Consider the following 22,166-nt stretch of genomic DNA (forward strand, 5'->3'; position numbering starts at 1 on the left):
GGAAAAGGGGACAGCTTCTCGTTGATATCACGTGCAATGCGTCGCAACGCAGCGTTCGGGGGTGAACTTGGCGGGTTCGAGCTTCAGGCAGTCGTTGCTCGCGGCACCAGCGTGATCCAGTAGCGGGTACGGGCTACCACCTGCACCGGCAGGCTTGCCGCGAGCAGCGTCAATACCTGGTCGGTGTCATCCAGTCGGAAGGTGCCGGTCACCCGCAGCCTGTCCAACGCCGGGTCCCAGCGCAGCACACCTGGGCGATAGCGGCTCACCTCCACAAGCAAGTCGCCTAGCCGCTGATCGTCCAGGCGCAACACGCCATCACGCCATCCCAGTCGCCATGCCTCGAAGAAACCGAGATTTCGAATACCTGACGCCACAAGGTCGGCCTGCTGACCGGCGTTGAGGCGCAGGCGATTACCCCCTGAGGGCTGCACGTCTGCCCTGCCCTGGACTACCGCGACCTGACACCCTGATTCGATCAGGCGGACGCACACCTGTCCAGGGCCAAGGGTTGCACCACCCAGCGACACCTGGCCTGAAGGCACCTGGATGGTCAGGGGTTGAAGGCCAGGCGTGGTGACTGAAATTTCGCCGCGTCGCAACCACACCTTGTGATTTACGGTGTCCAGGTCGACAGCGCTGTCGGTGTTCAACTGCACCGTGGTGCCGTCATCGAGCGTCACCACTCGACGCTCACCTACATCCGTGCGCAGGTCGGCAGTCCAGGCCTCAAGGGGCAGTTCGTGGCTCACCCACCAAGCCGTAGGCACCAGCGCTGCCAAACCCAGTATTTGCCCAAGCGCGGTACGTCGGCTCTGATCCGGACGGTCCAGCGTGGCCATGGCCAGACTGGCAGGCAAACCGGTGAAGCGCTCGCGCAAGCGCAGCGCCTGCTGCCAGGCGGTCTCATGCACAGCGCTTTGGCTGCGCCACTGCTCAAGCCCGGCCAGGTCCGCTTCACGGGTATCGCCTGAATCGATGAGCGCCAACCACTGCGCGGCCTCGCGCACCGCCTCCCGCAGGTGCACAGGCGCACTCACAGGAGTTCGGCCAGCAGGCAGTGCTCATAAGCGTGCGCCATGTAGCGCTTGACCGACCGCTCGCAAACACCAAGCCGGCTGGCGATGTCGGCGTAGCTCAGTCCTTCGAGCTGGCTCAGCAGAAAAGCCTTGCGCACGACCGGCTTCAAACCGCCCAGCAATTCATCGAGTGCCTGCAGCGTTTCGAGCAACAACCAGCGCTGCTCGGGCGAAGGTGCGTGCTGTTCGGGCAGGTGGGCCAGGGCTTCAAGGTAGGCTTTTTCAAGGCTGCGGCGTTGGTGCAGGTTGCTCAGCAGTCGCTTGCCAACTGTCAACAGGTAGGCGCGTGGTTCGCGGATGTCGGTCAACGGCTGGGCGCTGGCCATCACGCGAAGGAAGGTATCCTGACTCAGGTCGGCCGCATCCCAGGCATTGCCCATGCGCCGTCGTAGCCAGCCCTCGAGCCAGCCACGGTGCTCCCGGTAGAGGTCAGGGAAGCTTTGCGAGGGCGGCGGCGCGGCTTCGAACATGGACAAGTCCCTGCGATGATGTAAATAGGATTAATTCTAATTTACATCTCACCACAGGGCCAAGCCCTTTATCACTGCTTACGCAATGGCCGCATCCACCAGTACCTGGGCTTCCTGTACCAGACGTTGCAAGTGGGCTTCGTCGACGAAACTCTCCGCGTAGATCTTGTAGATGTCCTCGGTGCCGGATGGCCGGGCTGCGAACCAGCCATTGGCGGTGATGACCTTCAGACCACCGATGGCCTGCCCATTCCCTGGCGCGTGGCTCAGGATCTGCAGGATCGGCTCTCCAGCAAGCTCGGTGGAGGTCACTTGCTCGGGCGCAAGCTTGCTCAACAACCCTTTCTGGCGGGCATCGGCCTTGGCTTCCACGCGGGTAGCGAACGGCTTGCCCAGGGCCTGGGTCAGCTCGGCATACGCCTGGCTTGGGTTACGTCCCGTCCGGGCGGTCATTTCCGCAGCCAGCAAGGCCGGGATGAGGCCATCTTTGTCGGTTGCCCATACCGAGCCGTCGCGGCGCAGGAACGAGGCGCCCGCACTTTCTTCGCCACCAAAGCCCAGCGTGCCATCGAACAGGCCTTGGGCGAAGAACTTGAAGCCTACGGGTACTTCGTACAGCTCGCGGCCCAGCCGTTGGGTTACGCGATCGATCAGGCCGCTGGACACGACCGTCTTGCCGACGGCTGCGTCGCTACGCCACTGGGGACGGTTGCGGTACAGGTAGTCGATGGCCACGGCCAGATAGTTGTTAGGTTGCAGCAAGCCGTCGGGGGTGACGATGCCATGGCGATCATGGTCCGGATCGCAGGCAAAGGCCACGTCGAAACGCTCGCGCAGGCCGATCAAGCCCTGCATGGCGTAGGGTGACGAAGGGTCCATGCGAATCTGGCCATCCCAGTCGACGCTCATGAAACGGAACGTCGGGTCGACCTCGGTGTTTACCACTTCCAGGTCCAGTTGATAATGCTGGGCAATGGCCGACCAGTAGCGCACCCCTGCCCCACCCAGCGGGTCCACACCCAAGCGCAGCTTGGCCGCACGGATGACCTCGAAGTCGATGACGTTTTCCAGGTCTGCCACGTAGTGGCTGACGTAGTCGTGACGATGGGTGGTAGGGGCCTGCAGCGCCTGGGCGTGGTCGATACGCTTGACCCCCGCCAGCCCATCCGCCAGCAACTCGTTGGCCTTGGCTTCGATCCACTTGGTGACGTCGCTGTCGGCCGGGCCGCCGTTGGGCGGGTTGTACTTGAAGCCGCCACTTTGCGGCGGGTTGTGCGAGGGCGTGATGACAACCCCGTCGGCCAGGCCGTCCTGGCGCCCACGGTTGTAGCAGAGGATGGCATGAGACACTGCCGGTGTCGGGGTGTACTCGTCGTCCTTGGACAACATCACCTGCACGCCGTTGGCAGCCAGCACTTCCAACGCACTCGCTGCTGCAGGTGCTGACAGCGCGTGGGTGTCGGCACCGACGAACAGGGGGCCATCGATGCCCTTTTCCTGGCGGTACAGGCAGATGGCCTGGGTGATGGCCAGTACATGGTATTCGTTGAAGCTCAACTCAAGCGAAGTACCCCGGTGCCCCGATGTGCCGAAGGCGACCCGCTGGCTCGCCACGCCAGCGTCCGGCCGGCCGGTATAGTAGGCCGTGAGCAGGCGGGGAATATCGACCAGCACGCTGGCTGGAGCCGGCTTGCCTGCCAAAGGACTGAGCGTCATGCATTAACCTCGAGTTCAGCGAAATGTGGGGGGTTAGAGCGTGCAGTGTACTGAGAGTTGCAAGTGCGCGCGATGCAGGGCACGAAAGAAACCCCGGGTATCGCTCGATGATAATTTGATGCAGACCCCCCGTCCCTGCCACGGGATGATATCGAGCCCCTGCCTTATGTGGATCTTGGCTCAAGCCATGCGGTCAGAAGCCTTGTCGAGCACACCATTGCTGTGAGGCACCATGGCTTTCTATCGTCTGACGCGCACTCACCCTCGATTGAGCCTGGCCACAGGCGCAGGGTTGCTGAGCGCCTGGCTGGTCCCTGTCAGCGACCCTGTGCAACGCCTGCTGGCAGGCTGGAACATTGGCGTCTGGTTGTACCTGATGCTGGTACTCTGGCTCAGCTGCACCGCAAGCCCTGCAAAGGTTCGCAAGGTGGCCCACAGCGAAGACGAAAACGCGGGCCTGGTGCTGCTGACCGTCTGCGTCGCAGCGATCGCCAGCCTGGTCGCCGTGACGCTGCAACTGGTGTCCAGCCGCGGGCTGCAGGGCAGTGCATTGACGGCTCACTACCTGTACACCGGGTTCACCGTCGCAGGCTCCTGGCTGCTGATTGGCTGCATCTTCAGCCTTCACTATGCACGGCTGTTCTATGCAGTGAAGGCCACGGCGCCGCCTTTACGCTTCGCCGATGGCGAAACCCAGCCAGACTACTGGGACTTTCACTACGTCTCGTTCACCATCAGCGTGGCCGTCCAGACATCCGACGTGGGGGTAGCCGGTAGCGCGATGCGGCGCGTGGTATTGGCCCACTCGCTGGTGGGGTTCGTGTTCAACACCGCCATTCTTGGCTTTACCATCAATATCGCGGCTGGGTTGCTTGGGTGAATCACCCGTCGGTCAGGTTTCATGAACTCACGCCATGCTCGGCTTTATACGTTCTATAGGCTTATCTCGTATCCCCACCCTGAACCCGGCTTCCGAGGTTCAGCGTTTGGATTGGCTCGATGCGGTGGGCGTGTGCCCGCCGGACGGGCAAAATCATGAGGATGCGCCTTAACCGGCTTCAGATTCCCATAGCGCTGTGATGCAGGTCATGCCCTGCAACATTTGTCACATTTGCAAGCGAGAATCACGTCAGCCAGATGCTATGGTTACATTCCCGGCAGCCACGGTGCGCGGCCGCCCTTCACCAGCTTTCAGTCACGTACAAGGAGGCTCGGATGAACAAGATGACCTTCCCCAACGCCTGTCAAGTCATGCGCTGGCACTTCCATCCGTTGGGTTTCGAAGCCAACATGGATGCACCGCGCAGCATGGTGGCGCGGCTGTTCGATCGAAGCACGGGCGAAACCTTGCTGGCCATAGCAGGCATCCCCTGCACAGCCATCATGGCTGCCAGCGATGTAGAGCGCATCATCGAAGCGGTCGAAACCGAACTCGATGCCTTCCAACCCCCTCCTTTGCTGCGCAACGCCAGTTAACCCAGGGTCGAGTTCGACCCCCGCAACTGCTCGGCCGGCACGGGTCGACCGAGCAAGTAGCCCTGAAGCGAATCGCAGCCTAACCGCGTCAGGAAGGCCTGCTGACTGGAGGTCTCGACGCCTTCTGCGACGATTCGCAACCCCAGTGCGCGGCCCAGGGCAACGATGGCCGACACGATGGCCGCATCCTCGCCCTCATCTTCCAGCTCGCGCACGAACCCTCGGTCGATCTTCAGCTCGTTGGCTGGCAAGCGCTTGAGGTACATCAGGCTGGAATAACCTGTACCAAAGTCGTCAATCGATAGGTCCACGCCCATGTCCGAGAGCTGCTGGAGTACGGTCAGGCTCACCTCCACGTCGGACATCGCCGTGGTTTCGGTGATTTCTAACGTCAGGCAGTTGGCGGGCAGTGCGTGACGTTCGAGGGCACGCGCCACGCTATCGAGCAGGCCCGCGTGGCAAAACTGGATGGCCGACAGATTGACCGCGATCCGCCAGCCCTCGATACCCTCATCCAGCCACAGGCGCATCTGGCGACACGCCTCGTCCAATACCCAGTCACCGATGGGGATGATCAGGCCGGTCTTTTCCGCCAGGCCGATGAAACGGTCTGGGGCCAAAAGCCCGTGCTGAGGATGCTCCCAACGCAGCAACGCCTCGGCGCCGATCGGTTGACACCGCTTGGCGTCGAACTTGGGTTGGTAATGCAGACGGAATTGACCGGCTGCCACTGCCAGGCGCAAGTCCTGCAACAACTGCAGCTGCTGACGGGCGTTGCTGTTCATCGAGGCGTCGAAGAAGCTGTAGCCATTCTTGCCGACCCGCTTGGCGTGATACATGGCAGCGTCGGCGTTGCGCAGCAGCTCGTGCTGATCCTGGCCGTTGCCGGGATACAGGACGATACCCAGGCTCGCTGAAAGCTGCAGATCATGCTCGGCCACTCTGAAAGGCCGCGAGACCAGATTCACCTGTTTGATGGCAACGTTCATGGCATCGCTCGGGTCCTGTAACTCGACCAACAGCACGAACTCGTCCCCGCCGATGCGCGCCAGCGTGTCCTGACTGTGCAGGTGACCCCGCAATCGCGTCGCCACAGCCTTGAGCAGCAGGTCCCCAGCATGATGGCCAAAGGCGTCGTTGACCGGCTTGAACCCATCCAGATCAATGAACATCAGCGCAAAGCACCCCCCCTGCTCAGCGACCTTCGCGATGGCCAGTTCTATGCGGTCAGCCAGCAGACTGCGATTGGGCAGCCCTGTAAGCGTGTCGTGCAATGCCAGCTGAGTCAGCTCCTGGTTGGCCAGGGTCAAAGACCTGGCCAACGCCGCCGTGCGAGCTTCGAGGCGCGCGTCCAGTACGGAGGTCAGCAAGGCCACGAGCAACACGGCAAAGGTCGTGATCAGGACAAGCGATACCAGGCCGTCCCCTTCCAGGCCATCGGGCAGCGCGCCACAGAAACTGCCCTGGGGAAAACCAGCGGCCGCCATACCGGTGTAGTGCATGCCAACGATGGCGATCCCCATGAGCACCGCTGCCAGCCCACGTATCTGACGCACGTAGGGGGTCTGCCGGCGCAGCCGGAACGCGGTCCACAGCGCCGCAGCCGAGGCGCCCACCGCGATCAGCAGCGAGGCCATGAACAGGCTCGGGTCATAGTCGATCCCGGGTGTCATGCGCAGCGCTGCCATGCCGGTGTAATGCATGCTGGCGATTCCGGCACCCATGATGAGCGCGCCGAGGGCAAGCTGCAGGAAGGGCAAGCTGGGCTGGCTGACCAGCCACAGGGCGAAGCCCGAGGACAGCACCGCGATCAACAGCGAACATGCCGTCAACGTGAGGTCATAGCCCAGCTCGACAGGCAGCTGCAAGGCGAGCATGCCGACAAAATGCATCGACCATATGCCGGTCCCCATGGCCAGCGCCCCGCCGATCATCCATAGCGAGGCGGCATACCCTCTGGCGGTGGCAATGCGCCCGGCAAGGTCCAGCGCCGTGTAGGACGCAAGGATGGCCACGCACAGGGAAATCAGCACCAGCGAAGAGGAGTAGCTAGCGGTCAGCATTTTGCGAAGTACCAGGGGCTGGCAGAGGTAGGCACGAAAGGCCGACCATTGTACTCAAGCTTTGGTAAAACGCACGGTGTTTCGACATGTCAAATGGCCATGTCGACAGCAGGTAGGTGCGTCGACATGTGCCATGGGCTGCGCATCAATCCTGGTCGGCGAAAGCCCCACGGGCATCCCAGCCACCGCCCAGCGCTGCCACCAATTGGACACTGGCGACCAAGCGTCCCTGCAACAGGTTGAGCACACTGCGTTCGTTGCTCAGGGCGGTGGCTTGCACATTGACCACATCCAGATAGCCGATCAAGCCGGCCTTGTACTGATTTTCCGTAAGCCGCAGCGATTCGCGGGCTGCCTCCAGGGCTTCCTGGCGCACCACGGCTTCGTCCCCGTACACCTTCAGTTGCACCAGCAGGTTCTCGACTTCCTTGAACCCATCGAGCACGGTCTGGCGGTACTGGGCGACCGTCTGGTCGTATACGGCAACGGTACGGTCCACCTCGGCGCTGCGCCTGCCGGCATCGAACAGGGTGAGCGCAAGCTGTGGGCCAACCGACCAGTAGCGGTTGGGCAACTCGATCCAGTTGTTGAAGCTGCTGCTCGAATAACCGCCATTAAGGCTCAGGCTGAGATCTGGGAAGTAAGCCGCACGTGACACGCCGATATTGGCGTTGGCGGCCATCACGTTGCGCTCGGCAGCGGCGATGTCGGGTCGGCGCTCGAGCAGTTGCGACGGCAGTGCCACCGGGATTTGTGGCAATGCAGGAATAGCCTGGCTGTCGGCCAGGGCAAATTGCGCAGGCGTCTTGCCCAGCAACACGGCAATGGCGTTCTCGAATTGAGCGCGCTGCCAGATCAGGTCGATCAGGTCAGCCTCGGTGCTTTTGAGCTGGGTGCGCGCCTGGGCCACGGCATCGGGGCCGGCGATGCCCGCGCGGTATTGATTCTGGTTCATCCGCAGCGATCGCTCGTACGCGGCCACGGTGGCTTGCAGCAAGCGTTTCTGCTCATCGATGACGCGCAGTTGCAGGTAGTTCTGCACCAGCTCCGACTGCTGGCTCAAGCGCATGGCGGCAAGGTCGGCCAGGCTGGCCTGGGCACTGGCCTGGTTGGCATTGAGCGTCTCGCGCAACTTGCCCCACAAGTCGATTTCCCAGCTCACGCCCAACTGGGCGTTGTAGGTGTCACGAATGCCGCTGCTGTTATTGGACAGGCTTGAGCTGGAACTGCCGGTGCCCTGGGCTGACCTGTTCTTGGCCACGCTCAGGTCAAGGCTTGGAAACAGCCCGGCGCGGCTACTGCGCACCAGCGCCTGGGCCTGACGATACTGAGCCTCGGCTTGCGCCACACTCTGGTTGTTGCGGTTGAGCTCCTCGACCAGTGCGTTGAGTTGCGCGTCGCCGTAGATCTCCCACCAGGCACCGCGGGCGATGGCGTCAGAAGGCGTGGCCTGCGTCCAGCCTTCGGCATGCTTGAATTGCGCCGTGCCGGCCATTTCCGGGCGGTGGTAATCCGGGGCCAGTGTACAGGCGCTGAGCAAGGCGGCCCCCAAGGCAGCCCCCAGCAAACGCGAGCCGCGAACACGGCTGAGCACTTGCAGGGCACGATGAAGCGGAGTCTGGGCAAAAGTCATAGCGGGTTTTCCAAGGCCGCGTCGGTGCGCACGCCGCGCCAACGGTTGTAGCGGTGACGCAAGCGGTCCAGATACAGGTAGACCACAGGCGTTGTGTAGAGGGTCAGGACCTGGCTGAAAACCAGGCCGCCGATGATGGTCAGCCCCAGCGGCTGACGCATCTCCGCCCCTTCTGCCTGGCTCAGCAGCAGGGGCAAGGCGCCGAGAATGGCCGCCAGCGTCGTCATCAGGATCGGGCGCAAGCGCAGCAGGCACGCGCGCCGAATGGATTCCTCGGGCGAGAGCCCCTGGTGGCGTTCAAGTTGCAGGGCCAGGTCGATCATCAAGATGGCGTTTTTCTTCACGACCCCGATCAACAGGAACAGCCCCAGCAGGGAAATCAGGCTGAATTCGCCACCGGTCACATACAGCGCCAACAAGGCACCAACGCCGGCCGAGGGCAGCGTGGACAAGATGGTCAGGGGGTGGATATAGCTCTCGTACAGGATCCCGAGCACCAGGTACACAAGCACCAGTGCGCCCAGAATCATGAAAGGCTGCCCCTGCGCGGTCTTGGTGAAGGCGTCGGCGGTGCCGCCCAGCTTGGCGATCACCCCTTCCGGTAGGCCGAGCTTGGCCACGGCACGCTCGACCGCCGCCAGCGCCTGGTCGGTGCTGTAGCCTTCGGCGACGTCGAAGGCGATGTCCTCGGAGGCGAACTGGTCTTCGTGGCTGACCCGGTCGTTGGCCAGGCTATTCTCGTAGTGCGCGATGGTCGACAGCGGCACCCGCGCGCCCTCGGCGGTAATCACCTGCACCTGCTCCAGCGTACTGGGGTCCCAGGCGTATTTCGGGTTGATCTCCAGCACGACCTGATATTGGTTGAGGCTGTCGTAGATGGTGGAGATCTGCCGTTGGCTGTAGGCGTTGTTCAGCACGGTGGTGACCATCTGCATGTCGATGCCCAGACGCTTGGCCTGATCACGGTCCACCACCAGTGTCACCTGCTGGGTGCCCGCCCCGTCGCGTGCGTCGATGGCGGTCAGCTCGGGCAAGGCGCGCATGGCCGCGACGACTTTGGGGAACCATTGGCGCAAAGCTGCCAGGTCGCCGCTCTGCAAAGTATACAGGTACTGCGAGGACGACTGATCGCGCCCGCCGCCGCCTAGCTGCAGGTCCTGATCGGCCATCAGGAACAGCCGCCCGCCTGGCACCTTGGGCATTTCCTTGCGCAGGCGCTCGATGACCTTCTGGGCATCGAGCTTGCGTTCGCCGATGGGCTTGAGCCTGACCAGAACCATGGCGTTGTTGGTGCCGCTGTTGCCGCCGATGAAGCCTGCAACACTCTGCACGGCAGGGTCTGCGAGCAAGGCGCGCCGGTAGATTTCCATCTTTGGCTGCATCACGCTGAACGACAGGCCGTCGTCACCGCGAATGAAACCCATGAGCTGGCCGGTATCCTGCTGGGGCATCAGCGTTTTGGGCACCACGATGTATAGCGCCACGTTGACTGCAATGGTCACCAGCAGGCTGATCAGGGTCAGGCGCCGATGCCGCAGCGCCCAGCCCAGGCTGCGGTCATACGCGGCAACCATGCGCCGGTGCACGGCATCGCTCCAGCGTTGCAGGCGAGTCTGCTCGGCCTGGTGCGCAGTCAGCCAGCGGGCGCACAGCATGGGGGTGAGGGTCAGCGACACCAGCAGCGAAACCATGATGGCGGCCGCCAGGGTGATGGAAAATTCCTGGAACAAACTGCGCACGATGCCGCCCATGAACAGGATCGACACGAACACGGCCACCAGTGACACGTTCATCGACAAGAGGGTAAAGCCGACTTCCTTGGCGCCCAGGAACGCCGCTTTCATGGGTGGCTGCCCGTCCTCGATATGCCGGGAGATGTTCTCCAGCACAACGATGGCATCGTCCACCACCAGTCCCGTCGCCAGGATCAGCGCCATCAGCGACAGGTTGTTGAGCGAGAAGCCGCACAGATACATGACCGCGAACGTGCCGACCAGCGACACCGGCACCGCAAGGCTTGGAATCAGTGAAGCACGCAGGCTGCCGAGGAACAGGTAGACCACCAGGATCACCAGTACCACGGCGATCAGCAGGGTATGCTCCGCCTCCTTTAGCGTGGCCTTGATCACCGGCGAACGGTCCATGGCCACGTTTAGCTCGACGCTTGCCGGGAGCAGCGATTGCAGTGCAGGCAACTGCGCCTTGATCTGGTCCACCGTGGCAATGATGTTGGCACCTGCCTGCCGGTTCACGACCAGCAACACCGCGCTCTGGTCATTGAAAAAACCACTGTTGTAGCGATTTTCGACCCCATCGGTGATGGTTGCCACATCCGATAACCGAAGAATCGTGCCATTCTCCTGGCGAATCACGATCGGCCCGTAGTCCTTGGCGCTTTCCAACTGATCGTTGGCCCGCACCTGCCAATTGCGCTCGGCATCCTCGACAAAGCCCATGGGCCGGCGCTGGTTGGCGTTGGCCACGGCGGTACGCACCTCATCCAGCGCCAGGCCGTACTGGTTCAACAATTGCGGCTCGACCGAAATGCGCACGGCCGGCAGCGAACTGCCCCCGATCTGCACCTCACCCACGCCAGGCACCTGGGCCAGGCTTTGGGACAGGATGGTGTCGGCCAAATCGTACAGCTGCCCTTTCTGCAGCACACTTGAGGTCAGCGACAGGACCATGACCGGTGCCTGCGACGGGTTGATCTTCTTGTAGGTCGGCATGCTGCGCATGCCGCTGGGCAGCAGGTTGCGGGTGGCATTGATTGCGGCCTGCACCTCGCGCGCAGCGCCGTCGATGTCGCGGCCAAGCTCAAAACCAATGATGACCCGCGTGGAGCCCTGGTTGGAGCTGCTGGTCAATGTGGTGACGCCGGCGATGCTGCCCAGCTTGCGCTCGAGCGGCGTTGCCACGGTCGAGGCCATGACCTCGGGGCTTGCGCCCGGCAGGTTGGCCGACACCACGATCACCGGGAAATCCATCTGCGGCAGCGGCGAGACCGGCAACAGACCGAAGCTGACCGCGCCCAGCAGCATGATCGCCAAGCTCAACAGCATGGTTGCCACGGGCCTGCGGATGAATGGCGCCGACAGGTTCATCGGGCCGCCCTTAGGAACGCGCTGCACGTACTCATACCGGCTCCTGCGCCAGGTCGCGCTTGCCGAAGCGACGGCCCAACCGGTCGAAATACAGGTATATGACCGGCGTGGTGAACAGTGTCAGCACCTGGCTCACCAGCAGCCCGCCCACCATCACCAGGCCCAGGGGTTGGCGCAGTTCGGCGCCGGACCCGGTGGCCAGCATCAACGGCACTGCACCGAACAGGGCCGCCAGCGTGGTCATGAGGATCGGTCGGAATCGCAGCAGCGCGGCCTGGTAGATGGCATCGCGCGGACTCATGCCTTGGTGACGCTCGGCTTCGAGCGCGAAGTCGATCATCATGATGGCGTTTTTCTTGACGATGCCGATCAACAGGATGATGCCGATGATGGCGATCATGCCCAGGTCATTGCCACTGATCAGTAGCGCCAGCAACGCACCCACGGCAGCCGAAGGCAGCGTCGAGAGGATGGTTACCGGATGGATATAGCTTTCATAGAGCACACCCAGCACGATGTACATGGTCACCACCGCCGCGAGAATCAGCAGCAAGGTGCTGGACAGCGATGCCTGGAACGCCTGCGCCGCGCCCTGGAAACGGGTCTGGATACCCAACGGCATGCCGATGTCCTGCTGAACCTGCTCGATCACTTGCACGGCCTTGCCCAGCGACGCGCCCTGCCCCAAGTTGAATGACAAGGTGACCGCCGGGAACTGGCCGATGTGGGAAATGGCCAGCTGCGCCTGGCGCTGCTCGATGCGCGCCAGCGCGGACAGTCGCACTTGCCCGCCATCACTGGCCTTGACGTGGATCGACTCCAGTGCCTGGGGCCCGATCACGGCCGCGTCTCGCGATTGCAGCACCACCCGGTATTGGCTGGCCTGGGTATAGATGGTCGATATCTGCCTTTGGCCGAAGGCATCGTAAAGCGCGTTGGTGATCTGCGATACGCTGATGCCTAGCCGACTGGCCATGTCCCGGTCGATCACCAGGTACACCTGCAAGCCATTCTCCTGCAGGTCACTGGCCACATCGGCAAGCTCGGGGCGCAGGTTCAGGGCCTGGACCAGCTTGCCACTCCACTGCCCCAGCAGCTCGGCATCGGGCGATGACAGCGTGAACTGGTACTGCGTGCGGCTGACCCGGTCCTCGATGCTCAAATCCTGCACCGGCTGCATGAACAGGCGGATGCCCACCAGCTTGTCGAGCTGGGGTTGCAGGCGCTTGATGACATCGGTTGCAGTGACATCGCGCTCGCCATGAGGCTTGAGGTTGATGAGCATGCGGCCGCTGTTGAGCGTGGCGTTGTCGCCGTCCACGCCAATGTAGGATGAGAGGCTCTGCACGGCAGGGTCTTGCAGAATAACGCGGCTCAGGGCCTGCTGGCGCTCGCTCATGGCCGCAAACGAGGTGGACTGGGGCGCTTCGGAGATACCCTGAATGACGCCCGTGTCCTGGACCGGGAAGAACCCCTTGGGCACCACCATGTACAGCAGTACCGTCAACGCCAGGCTAGCCACCGCCACCAGCAGGGTCAGGGGCTGGCGCTTGAGTACCCATTGCAGGGCGCTGGCGTAGTGCTTGATCAGCCAGTCGATCCAGGCGCCGCTGGCGCGGTAGAAGCGGCCTTGCTCGTCAGGGGTGGGTTCACGCTTTAGCAGGCGGGCACACATCATCGGCGTGAGGGTCAGCGAGACCACCAGGGAAATCAGGATGGCCACCGCCAGGGTGATGGCGAACTCCCGGAACAGGCGCCCTACCACATCGGCCATGAACAACAGCGGGATCAGCACGGCGATCAGCGAGAAGGTCAGCGAGATCAAGGTAAAGCCAATCTGCCTGGCGCCTTTGAGCGCCGCCTGCATAGGCGTTTCGCCCTCCTCGATGTGCCGGGAAATGTTCTCCAGCATCACGATCGCATCGTCCACCACGAAACCGGTGGCGATGGTCAGCGCCATCAGGGTGAGGTTGTTGATGGAAAACCCTGCCAGGTACATGACGGCGAAGGTACCGACCAATGACAGCGGCACGGCAATCGAAGGAATGATCGTGGCGCTGAACCGCCGCAGGAACAGGAAGGTGACCATCACCACCAGGGCGATGGCGATCAGCAGTTCATGCTGAACGTCGCGCACGGCGGCACGGATGGTCTGGGTACGGTCAGTGAGCACGGACACGTCCAGGCCCGCGGGCAGGTTGTCGGTGATCGAGGGCAGCATGTCCTTGATGCGGTCCACCACCTCGATGACGTTGGCACCTGGCTGACGCTGGATGTTCAGGAGCACGGCATGGTTCTGGTTGGCCCAGGCCGCCAGCCGCTCGTTTTCCGCGCCGTCGACGATTTCCGCCACATCCTTCAAACGCAGCGGAGCGCCGTTGTTGTAGGCCAGGATGAGGTTGGCGTATTCCTCGGGCGAGCGCAGCTGGTCATTGGCGTCGAGCATCGAGACGCGGGTAGGACCATCGAAATTGCCTTTTGGCTGATTGACGTTGGAGGCCCCGATGAGTGTGCGGACATCCTCCAGGTTGAGCCCGTTGGCTGCCAGCGCATCCACGTTGACCTTGATGCGCACGGCCTGGCGCTGGCCCCCGGCGATGCTGACCATGCCCACCCCGCTGGTCTGCGCCAGCTTCTGTGCCACGCGGGTGTCGACCAGGTCGTTGAGCTTGGGCAGCGGCATGGTCTTGCTGGAGATGGCGAGCGTCAGCACTGGCGTATCGGCCGGGTTGACCTTGTTGTAGACAGGAGGCGCCGGAAGATCGCTGGGCAGCAGGTTGCTGGCGGCGTTGATTGCAGCCTGCACCTGCTGCTCGGCCACATCCATGTTCATGTCCAGGTTGAAGCGCAGGGTCAGCACCGACGCGCCACCGGAACTGGTCGAGGCCATCTGTTCAAGGCCGGGCATCTGGCCGAACTGACGTTCGAGTGGCGCGGTAACGGCACTGGTCATGACCTGGGGGCTTGCACCGGGATACAGGGTCATGACCCGAATCGTGGGGTAATCCACCTGCGGCAGCGCGGCGACAGGCAGCATGCGGTAGGCAATCAGACCGGCCAGTACCAAGGCCAGCATGGTCAAGGTCGTTGCGACTGGCCGCAGGATGAACAGGCGCGAGAGGTTCATGCGCCCGCCTTGCCTGCGGTGCTGTCGGCCTGGCCCGGGGCACTGCTTTCTTGGCCCTGCAAATGCTGGCCGGGCGTGGTGGGCACCTGGGAGCTGTCATCGACCACGTCCACCTTGGTGCCTTCGCGCAGACGGTCGGTGCCTTCGAGCACCAGGCGATCACCGGCCGCCAGGCCTTCGAGGATCACGCTGTTCTCACCATCGCTGGGGCCGACTTTCAGCTTGCGCACGTTGACGGTATTTTCGCCGTTGACCACGTAGGCGAACGTCCCGTCGTTCCCGAACTGGATGGCGGCGGCTGGCGCCAGCACCACCTGCTTGAGCGTATCGGCAAGCAGGCGCACGTTTACGAACTGGTTGGGGAACAGGGCCAGGTCCTTGTTCTCGAAGCGGCCCTTGAACTTGAGGGTGCCAGTGGCAGTGTCGATCTGGTTGTCGATACTGCCCAGCACGCCAGTGGCCTGCAGCTTGCTGTCGCCTCGATCCCACGCCTCCACGGGCAGGCTGGCCCCGGTGCGATAGCGCTCAAGAACGGTGCCCAGTTCGGTTTCTGGCAGTGTGAACGCCACGTTGATCGGCTCTGTCTGGGTGATCACCACCAGGGCGGTGGTGTCGTTGGCGGCCACCAAATTGCCCAGGTCGAGCTGGCGCAGGCCGACACGGCCGCTGATGGGCGCGCGAATCTGGGTGAATTCGAGGTTCAGGCGCGCATCGTTGACCTGCGCCTGGTTGGTCTTGACCAGCCCCTGGAATTGCGCCACCTGCGCCTGCGCAGTGTCCAGGGTTTGCTTGGCGATACTGTCCTCGGCGTACAGCCCTTTGTAGCGAGCGACGTCGACCTGGGCATTCTTCAGTTGCGCCTGGTTCTGGGCCAGGGTGCCCTCGGCCTGCTGCAGGGCAATACGGTAGGCACGTGGGTCGATTTCAGCAAGCAGGTCACCGGCCTTTACTTGCTGGCCTTCCTTGAAGTGCACCTTGACCAACTCCCCCCCTACACGGCTGCGCACATTCACGGTATTGGTCGCGGTCACGGTGCCAAGCGCCTTGTAGTAAAGCGGGAAGTCGCCCACCCGTGCAGGTTCCACCCTGACCGGGACAGGGTCGGTAGACCCTCCGAAACCGGGCCGCCCGCTCTTGCCACCCTGCCCCCCAGCAGCCTGGTCGGTGGCTGGCGTGGCAGGCCATAGCCACCAGGCCAGCACTGCAACCAGCAGCACGATCAGCAGCATAACGAGCCAGCGACGGGGAGAACGGGATGTAGGCGCTTGCATGGGTTGAACGAACCTTGTTCGGATTGACGATTCAGGAGGGTGAACGATAAGCACTGTCGACAGCCAAGCAAAGCGCCTTTACCAGAGGTTTACCTTTGCCTGACGTTGCCAAGACCCTGAACTTTAAACGAAAACGGCCCGGAAAAGCGTTCCGGGCCGTTACAGGGTATAGCTTGGAGCAATGGGCAGGAGGAAGGTTCGATCCCTGCCCGGCGCCGTCACTTCAACGCGGCAAGGGCGGCGTCGTAGTTGGGCTCGTCGGCGATTTCAGCGACCAGCTCGCTGTGCAGCACCTTGTCGTGCTCGTCCAGTACCACAACGGCGCGGGCAGCCAGGCCTGCCAATGGGCCGTCGGCGATGGCAACACCGTACTGCTCAAGGAACTCACGGCCACGCAAGGTGGAGAGGTTCTTGACGTTTTCCAGGCCTTCGGCACCGCAGAAGCGAGCCTGGGCGAATGGCAGGTCGGCGGAAACGCACAGTACGACGGTGTTGGCCAGCTCGTTGGCCTGGGCATTGAACTTGCGCACAGACGTGGCGCAGGTAGGCGTATCGACACTTGGGAAGATGTTCAGCACCTTGCGCTTGCCGGCGAAGTCATTAAGCGACTTGTCGGCCAGCCCCTCGCCTACCAGGGAGAACGCCGGCGCCTGAGCACCGACCTGTGGCAGCGAGCCATTGACTTGGACGGGGTTGCCTTTGAGAGTCACTTGAGCCATGACAAAATCCTTGATCTTGGGTTGGGAAAAGGATCAAGAGTTAACCATGAAGGCCAGCATGTGCCTATGGGGCAACGTGAATTTGTTGGCGGTGAAGCATTGGCCCGCCCCGGCGCACGTACCGAGCACCGGGGCGGGCCTGCAGCTGGGCGCTTAAGCCAACAGGCCGTAGACGACCGAAGTCAGGGCGACCAGGCCGATCACGGTGACGAACACGTTCGACAGCGCCCCGCTGTACTTGCGCATTGCCGGCACGCGGCGGATGGCATACATGGGCATCAGGAACAGCAATACCGCGATGATCGGGCCGCCGAGAGACTCGATCATGCCCAGGATGCTGGGGTTGAGCGTGGCAACGATCCAGCACACCACCAGCATCAGCGCCGCCACCACGCGGTCCAGGGCCTTGGCACCCGGGCGCGCGCCGGTCTTGGCGATGATGCCCTTGAGACCCTCGCTGGCGCCGATGTAGTGGCCCAGGAATGACTTGGCGATGGCGACGAAGGCGATCAAGGGCGCGGCGAAGGCGATGGTCGGGTTGCTGAAATGGTTGGCCAGGTACGACAGGATCGACAGGTTCTGCGCCTTGGCTTCGGCCAGTTGCGTGCTGTCGAGGGTCAGCACGCAACTGAAGACGAAGAACAGCACCATGGCCACCATCAGCAGGTGCGCACGCGCCAGAATCTGGCCGCTGCGGGCGTCTGCATGATCGCCATAGCGGCGTTTCTGGTCGACCGCGAAGGCCGAGATGATGGGTGAATGGTTGAACGAGAACACCATCACCGGGATGGCCAGCCATACCGTGTGCAGGAAGGCCGAACCGCTGGGCACGGTGTGGACGCTGTCGAGAATGCCGCCGGTCCAGTGCGGGACCAGGTACAGGCCCAGCAGCGCCAGGGCCACGATGAACGGATAGACCAACAGGCTCATGACCTTGACGGTGGCCTGTTCGCCGCAGCGTACGATTGCAAGCAGGCCCAGGATCAGCACGAACGACAGCAGTGCACGGGGTGGAGGCGCCATGTGCAACTGGTGCTCCATGAAACTGCTGACCGTATTAGTCAGGGCCACGCTGTAAATGAGCAGGATGGGGAAGATGGCGAAGAAGTACAGGACCGTGATCACGGCGCCTGCCTTGATGCCGAAGTGTTGTTCGACCACGTCGGTGATGTCTGCCCCTTCGCGCCCCGAGAGCACGAACCGGGTCAACCCGCGGTGGGCGTAGTACGTCATCGGGAAAGCCAGCGTCGCCAGCACCAGCAATGGCCAGAACCCACCAAGCCCGGCATTGATCGGCAGGAAAAGCGTACCTGCGCCAATGGCGGTGCCAAACAGGCCGAGCATCCAGGTGGTGTCCTGACGGGACCATTTGCCGAGGGTACCGGCGGTCGTTTCTTCGTAACGCTGTTCTACGCTTGAGGCCTGCTCATTCATCCGGGTGACGCTCCACTCGCAAGACTGCAACAGGCTGAGAATGACGAAGCGTTGGCTGCGCCCTACTCAACCGGAAAAAGAGGGGCGCGATTGTGCACGGAAAGGTTGCACTTGCGAAGCCTTTTTCGGAGGGGCGGTTGCACTTGTCTGTACAAGCGGTAGGTACAGCCGGGCTGCTCAGCACGCTCGGCGTGCAGAAGGTCTTGACTGGCACAGGCGTCCTTGAGGGCAGGACACGGATAAAGAATGACGATGGCCGAAGCCGCAGGGCGGCCTCGGCCATCGTCGTTGCATAACGTTAAGCGTGGGCGCTTACTGATGCACAGCCGCGAATGCCTCGGCAACACGCTGCAGGTTTGCCGGCCGCAGGCCTGACATGCACACGCGCCCACTGTCGATCAGGTAGACGCCAAACTCATCGCGCAAGCGGCGCACCTGCTCCACGCTGAAGCCTGTGTAACTGAACATGCCCCGCTGACGCAGCAGGAACTGGAAATCACGCCCCGGCAGCAACACGCCCAGCGCATCGACCAGCGCTTGGCGCATGTCCAGAATGCGAGTGCGCATGACTTCCACTTCCGCAGCCCACTGGGCATTGAGGACGGGATCGTTGAGCACGCCTGCGACCAGTTGGGCACCGAAGTTGGGTGGGCTGGAATAGTTACGGCGCACGGTGGCCTTGAGTTGGCCAAGCACGCTCTGCGCCGTGGCCGCATCGTCGCAGACCACCGACAGGCCGCCCACACGCTCCCCATACAGGGAGAAGATCTTGGAGAACGAGTTGCTGACCAGGCACGGCACGCCTGCGCTGGCCATTTCGCGGATGGCGAACACGTCTTCGACCAGCCCTTGGGCAAACCCTTGGTAGGCGATGTCCAGGAAGGCGATCAACTGGCGGGCCTTGACCACCTCCACCACCTGCTGCCACTGGCGCTGGTCCAGATCGGCACCTGTCGGGTTGTGGCAGCAGGGGTGCAGCAGCACCACACTGTTGGTAGGCAAGGTGTGCAACGTGGCAAGCATACCTTCGAAGTCCACGCCACGGGTGGCCTGGTCGAAGTACGGGTAGGTGTTCACCGTGAAGCCCGCACCCTCGAAGATGGCGCGATGGTTGTCCCAGGTGGGGTTGCTGACCCAGACTTGCGCCTGCGGGAAATAACGTTTCAGGAAGTCGGCACCGACCTTCAGGGCTCCGGAACCACCGACGGTCTGCACCGTTGCTACGCGACCGTCAGCAACCGCCGGGTGGTCGGCCCCGAACAGCAGGGCCTGAATGGCCTGACGGTAACTGGCAAGGCCTTCCATGGGCAGGTACAGCGAAGCATCGTGATCCTGGCCTGCGATGCGCTTTTCCACTGCATCCACTGCAGCGAGCTGCGGCACTACTCCGGCTTCGTCGTAGTAAAGGCCGATGCTCAGGTTGACCTTGTCGGCGCGTGGATCGGCCTTGAAGGTTTCCATCAACGAGAGGATCGGGTCGCCGGCGTAGGCTTCGACATGTTTGAACACAGCGTGCAGCTCCTTGGGATCAGGACGAGTCAAAAAGGCAGCCAAGAGCATACCCGTACTGGCTGAGAATGGGCACCAACTATCGTGCAAGGGGTATATGCAACCCTGCATGATCGGGTAAGGGCCGCCTACCCTGCCCTGCGGCGATCAGATGAGCAGATCGCGCAGCGCCTGCAGGGTACTGATGCCGATTGCCACCCCTTCGCGCTGCGCCCGTTCACGCTCCAGGTGCCGCCGGGCACCTGGCATGCGACTGACGCCGGCCGCCTCCATCTGCTCGAGTAGCAGGCGGCTGCGCTGTGCGAACCGTTGCCCTTGTGCGATCTGTGGATCGATGACGATCAGCAACTGCCCGGTCCACGGCGTCTTGGCCCCGGGATGGCCAGACCAGTCGAACTCCCACGAAAAATGCCCACCCGTGAGTGCTGCCGCCAACAATTCCACCATCATCGACAAGGCTGAGCCCTTGTGCTCGCCGAACGGAAGCAGAGCACCGCCGTCCAGGATCTTGGCCGGGTCCTGAGTCACCTGGCCCTGACCGTCCACGCCCACCCCCAGGGCCACGGGCTCCCCGGCACGGGCAGCCAGTTGCACATCGCCATGGGCCATCGCACTGGTGGCCATGTCGAACACGATGGGTGGATGCCCTTCGCAAGGCGCAGCGAAGGCGATCGGGTTGGTCCCGAACACCGGCTTGCGCGCACCGTGCGGTACGACGCATGTCATGCTGTTGACCACGCTCAGGGCAACCAGGCCCTGTTCGGCGAACGGCTCCACATCTGGCCACAAGGCGGCGAAATGATGGGAATTGTGGATGGCCAGCACTGCGATCCCAGCAGCGCGTGCCTTGGCCACCAACACGTCCCGGGCAGCCGCCAATGCGGGCTGCGCAAAACCACCCCGTGCATCGACACTGATATAGCCGGCCGCCAGATCACTGACCTCGGGAGTAGCCTTGCCATCCACCCAACCGCTGGCCAAGGTCGACACGTAGCCAGGTATGCGGAACACGCCATGGCTATGCGCGCCATCACGCTCGGCGCTGGCACAGTTGGCGGCCAGTACCCGAGCAACTGCCGGCGTACAGCCATGACGTTCGAAGATCGACTCAAGCAGGGCTTTGAGCTCGGCAAAGGGAACATGGGTGACGGGCTCGCTGCTAGTGATGGCCATCAAAATATCCTTCTTCTGATCATGGAGGGATGTGCTGCACCGCAACCGCTCGCAAGACTAACCCACGCCTGCTGGCAGGGCCACGTGATACGGTCAAGTCACCTGCCAAACATCAACACGTAACCCCTGGAACCGCTGGAACATTGCACCGCTGCAATGAGTCGACTGCGTCGTTAAGTATTATTGACCATCGCCCCAGCCAAACCCGCGCCGCCACTGCCTTGCAGCCCGCCAGGCCCCGTGATTGGGGGCCAGGGGCCTGCTGCGGTCGTTTGACATATCGAACGGCTCTGGCAATCTAACACCAAGTCCCGACCGGCATCGTCGACGCCGACGAGTCGGCAGTGCTCGGGGCCCCAGGTTGCACCAGCGCCGCGCGCCGTGCACCTGCACAACAACGACAGGTTCAACCTGTCCCAAGGTGACATATGTCCAACAGCAACATTGGCAACAAGCAACCTTCCCTGCGCAAACCCATCGTTCTGATGACCATGGGCACCCAAGAGCGCAAAGGCCATGACTACCAGGTCATGACCCACAAATACATCACCCCGCTGGTCGATTTCGCCGATTGCGTCCCGGTCCTGGTGCCCACCTGCTGTGGCATCGAGGCACTGGAGACCTACTTGGACATGGCCGACGGCGTGTACCTGACGGGCGCGGGCAGCAACATCGACCCAGCGCTGTACGGCCAGGAGAACGAAACCCCAGGCAAAGGCCAGGACAGGAACCGTGACCTGTTCGACATTCCGCTGGTCAAGGCGGCGATCAAGCGCGGCCTGCCCATCTTCGGCGTGTGTCGGGGCATGCAGGAAATCAACGTGGCGCTGGGCGGGGACATCTACCAGAAGGTGTACGCCGAGCCTGGTTTCAATGATCACCGTGAAAACCCCGAAGACCCTGTCGAGGTGCAGTACGCTCAGGCTCACAGCGTGAAGATCAAGCCCGGCAGCTGGCTGCGCGACACCCTTGGCACGGACGAAATTCGCGTCAACTCCCTGCATGGCCAAGGCTTGCGCAACCTGGGCAAGGGCATCGAAGCCATTGCCCACGCCGAAGACGGGTTGGTCGAGGCCATCCATGCCCCGGGCCTTTCGTCTTTCCTGTTTGCCGTTCAATGGCACCCGGAGTGGCAAGCTGCCAAGAATCCTGACTCGATCAAGCTCTTCCAGGCCTTTGGCGATGCGTGCCGAGCGCAGGTTCGCAAGGCACAGGGCAAGCCTCAACAGGCGGCCTGATCACCCGCACACAGGCGAGTAATTAAGCATGGGGCGGCGCAAGGCCGCCTCATTCGTTTGTAAAGCGACTGCCCATCCCAGAGATACGATGACCCGACAGCAGACACAACTGTCTAAGGCCGCTTTCTGCGCTCCACCATCCATCCATAGCGCG

General features: G+C 62.6%; 15 protein-coding genes. 3 read left to right on the forward strand and 12 right to left on the reverse strand.

All coding sequences use genetic code 11. The features are described from left to right. Window positions 1–83: 83 nt before the first annotated feature. The 3 genes from MOP87_RS11045 to pgm all read right to left on the reverse strand — a co-directional run bounded on the left by MOP87_RS11045 (window position 84) and on the right by pgm (window position 3,265). A complete protein-coding gene (locus tag MOP87_RS11045; protein WP_242809480.1) occupies window positions 84–1,040 on the reverse strand; it encodes a FecR domain-containing protein in 957 nt (318 codons plus the stop codon). Continuing rightward, window positions 1,037–1,549: a sigma-70 family RNA polymerase sigma factor gene (locus MOP87_RS11050; RefSeq protein WP_027914873.1), complete on the reverse strand. Its 513-nt coding sequence runs from the start codon at window positions 1,547–1,549 to the stop codon at window positions 1,037–1,039. The genes MOP87_RS11045 and MOP87_RS11050 overlap by 4 nt, the downstream gene beginning before the upstream one ends. Window positions 1,550–1,627: 78 nt before the next feature. Next, window positions 1,628–3,265: a phosphoglucomutase (alpha-D-glucose-1,6-bisphosphate-dependent) gene (gene pgm / locus MOP87_RS11055; protein ID WP_242809482.1), complete on the reverse strand. Its 1,638-nt coding sequence runs from the start codon at window positions 3,263–3,265 to the stop codon at window positions 1,628–1,630. A 232-nt stretch (window positions 3,266–3,497) separates the two neighbouring features. On the opposite strand from pgm, the gene MOP87_RS11060 reads away from it, so the two are divergent. Both MOP87_RS11060 and MOP87_RS11065 read left to right on the forward strand, forming a co-directional pair. Beyond that, window positions 3,498–4,145, forward strand: a complete 648-nt coding sequence (locus tag MOP87_RS11060) for a DUF1345 domain-containing protein (protein WP_049695881.1) — start codon at window positions 3,498–3,500, stop codon at window positions 4,143–4,145. A gap of 335 nt (window positions 4,146–4,480) precedes the next feature. Then, on the forward strand, window positions 4,481–4,741 hold the full coding sequence (locus MOP87_RS11065; protein ID WP_027914870.1) for a DUF1652 domain-containing protein: 261 nt from the start codon (window positions 4,481–4,483) through the stop codon (window positions 4,739–4,741). On the opposite strand, the gene MOP87_RS11070 is transcribed toward MOP87_RS11065, so the two are convergent. The 9 genes from MOP87_RS11070 to MOP87_RS11110 all read right to left on the reverse strand — a co-directional run bounded on the left by MOP87_RS11070 (window position 4,738) and on the right by MOP87_RS11110 (window position 20,774). Then, window positions 4,738–6,804: an EAL domain-containing protein gene (locus MOP87_RS11070; protein WP_028686350.1), complete on the reverse strand. Its 2,067-nt coding sequence runs from the start codon at window positions 6,802–6,804 to the stop codon at window positions 4,738–4,740. The two genes, MOP87_RS11065 and MOP87_RS11070, sit on opposite strands and share 4 nt — an antisense overlap. A 145-nt stretch (window positions 6,805–6,949) precedes the next feature. Then, window positions 6,950–8,437 (reverse strand): efflux transporter outer membrane subunit, encoded by a 1,488-nt coding sequence (locus MOP87_RS11075; protein WP_027914868.1) that lies wholly within the window; start codon window positions 8,435–8,437, stop codon window positions 6,950–6,952. Further along, window positions 8,434–11,541: an efflux RND transporter permease subunit gene (locus MOP87_RS11080; protein WP_027914867.1), complete on the reverse strand. Its 3,108-nt coding sequence runs from the start codon at window positions 11,539–11,541 to the stop codon at window positions 8,434–8,436. The genes MOP87_RS11075 and MOP87_RS11080 overlap by 4 nt, the downstream gene beginning before the upstream one ends. 31 nt (window positions 11,542–11,572) lie before the next feature. Continuing rightward, window positions 11,573–14,668 (reverse strand): MdtB/MuxB family multidrug efflux RND transporter permease subunit, encoded by a 3,096-nt coding sequence (locus MOP87_RS11085; RefSeq protein ID WP_027914866.1) that lies wholly within the window; start codon window positions 14,666–14,668, stop codon window positions 11,573–11,575. Next, on the reverse strand, window positions 14,665–15,939 hold the full coding sequence (locus MOP87_RS11090; RefSeq protein ID WP_027914865.1) for an MdtA/MuxA family multidrug efflux RND transporter periplasmic adaptor subunit: 1,275 nt from the start codon (window positions 15,937–15,939) through the stop codon (window positions 14,665–14,667). The genes MOP87_RS11085 and MOP87_RS11090 overlap by 4 nt, the downstream gene beginning before the upstream one ends. Window positions 15,940–16,157: 218 nt before the next feature. After that, window positions 16,158–16,658, reverse strand: a complete 501-nt coding sequence (gene tpx / locus MOP87_RS11095) for a thiol peroxidase (RefSeq protein WP_027914864.1) — start codon at window positions 16,656–16,658, stop codon at window positions 16,158–16,160. A gap of 153 nt (window positions 16,659–16,811) precedes the next feature. Then, a complete protein-coding gene (locus tag MOP87_RS11100; protein ID WP_242809484.1) occupies window positions 16,812–18,092 on the reverse strand; it encodes a serine/threonine transporter in 1,281 nt (426 codons plus the stop codon). Between the two features lie 312 nt (window positions 18,093–18,404). Continuing rightward, the gene (locus tag MOP87_RS11105; protein WP_242809485.1) at window positions 18,405–19,601 is read right to left on the reverse strand and encodes an amino acid aminotransferase; all 1,197 of its coding nucleotides are present in this window, start codon (window positions 19,599–19,601) and stop codon (window positions 18,405–18,407) included. 147 nt (window positions 19,602–19,748) lie between these two features. Further along, window positions 19,749–20,774: an Ldh family oxidoreductase gene (locus tag MOP87_RS11110; RefSeq protein ID WP_242809486.1), complete on the reverse strand. Its 1,026-nt coding sequence runs from the start codon at window positions 20,772–20,774 to the stop codon at window positions 19,749–19,751. A 428-nt stretch (window positions 20,775–21,202) separates the two neighbouring features. Between MOP87_RS11110 and MOP87_RS11115 the strand changes: the two genes are divergently transcribed. After that, window positions 21,203–22,012: a type 1 glutamine amidotransferase gene (locus MOP87_RS11115; RefSeq protein WP_027914860.1), complete on the forward strand. Its 810-nt coding sequence runs from the start codon at window positions 21,203–21,205 to the stop codon at window positions 22,010–22,012. Window positions 22,013–22,166 lie beyond the last annotated feature (154 nt).

The sequence above is a fragment of the Pseudomonas sp. I3-I5 genome (assembly GCF_022699445.1).
Lineage (GTDB): Bacteria > Pseudomonadota > Gammaproteobacteria > Pseudomonadales > Pseudomonadaceae > Aquipseudomonas > Aquipseudomonas fulva.

Coding starts and splice junctions, on each gene's coding strand:
- MOP87_RS11050 (WP_027914873.1), bottom strand. CDS start 1,549: ATGTTCGAAGCCGCGCCGCCGCCCTCGCAAAGCTTCCCTGACCTCTAC.
- pgm (WP_242809482.1), bottom strand. CDS start 3,265: ATGACGCTCAGTCCTTTGGCAGGCAAGCCGGCTCCAGCCAGCGTGCTG.
- MOP87_RS11060 (WP_049695881.1), top strand. CDS start 3,498: ATGGCTTTCTATCGTCTGACGCGCACTCACCCTCGATTGAGCCTGGCC.
- MOP87_RS11065 (WP_027914870.1), top strand. CDS start 4,481: ATGAACAAGATGACCTTCCCCAACGCCTGTCAAGTCATGCGCTGGCAC.
- MOP87_RS11070 (WP_028686350.1), bottom strand. CDS start 6,804: ATGCTGACCGCTAGCTACTCCTCTTCGCTGGTGCTGATTTCCCTGTGC.
- MOP87_RS11075 (WP_027914868.1), bottom strand. CDS start 8,437: ATGACTTTTGCCCAGACTCCGCTTCATCGTGCCCTGCAAGTGCTCAGC.
- MOP87_RS11080 (WP_027914867.1), bottom strand. CDS start 11,541: ATGAACCTGTCGGCGCCATTCATCCGCAGGCCCGTGGCAACCATGCTG.
- MOP87_RS11085 (WP_027914866.1), bottom strand. CDS start 14,668: ATGAACCTCTCGCGCCTGTTCATCCTGCGGCCAGTCGCAACGACCTTG.
- MOP87_RS11090 (WP_027914865.1), bottom strand. CDS start 15,939: ATGCAAGCGCCTACATCCCGTTCTCCCCGTCGCTGGCTCGTTATGCTG.
- tpx (WP_027914864.1), bottom strand. CDS start 16,658: ATGGCTCAAGTGACTCTCAAAGGCAACCCCGTCCAAGTCAATGGCTCG.
- MOP87_RS11100 (WP_242809484.1), bottom strand. CDS start 18,092: ATGAATGAGCAGGCCTCAAGCGTAGAACAGCGTTACGAAGAAACGACC.
- MOP87_RS11110 (WP_242809486.1), bottom strand. CDS start 20,774: ATGGCCATCACTAGCAGCGAGCCCGTCACCCATGTTCCCTTTGCCGAG.
- MOP87_RS11115 (WP_027914860.1), top strand. CDS start 21,203: ATGTCCAACAGCAACATTGGCAACAAGCAACCTTCCCTGCGCAAACCC.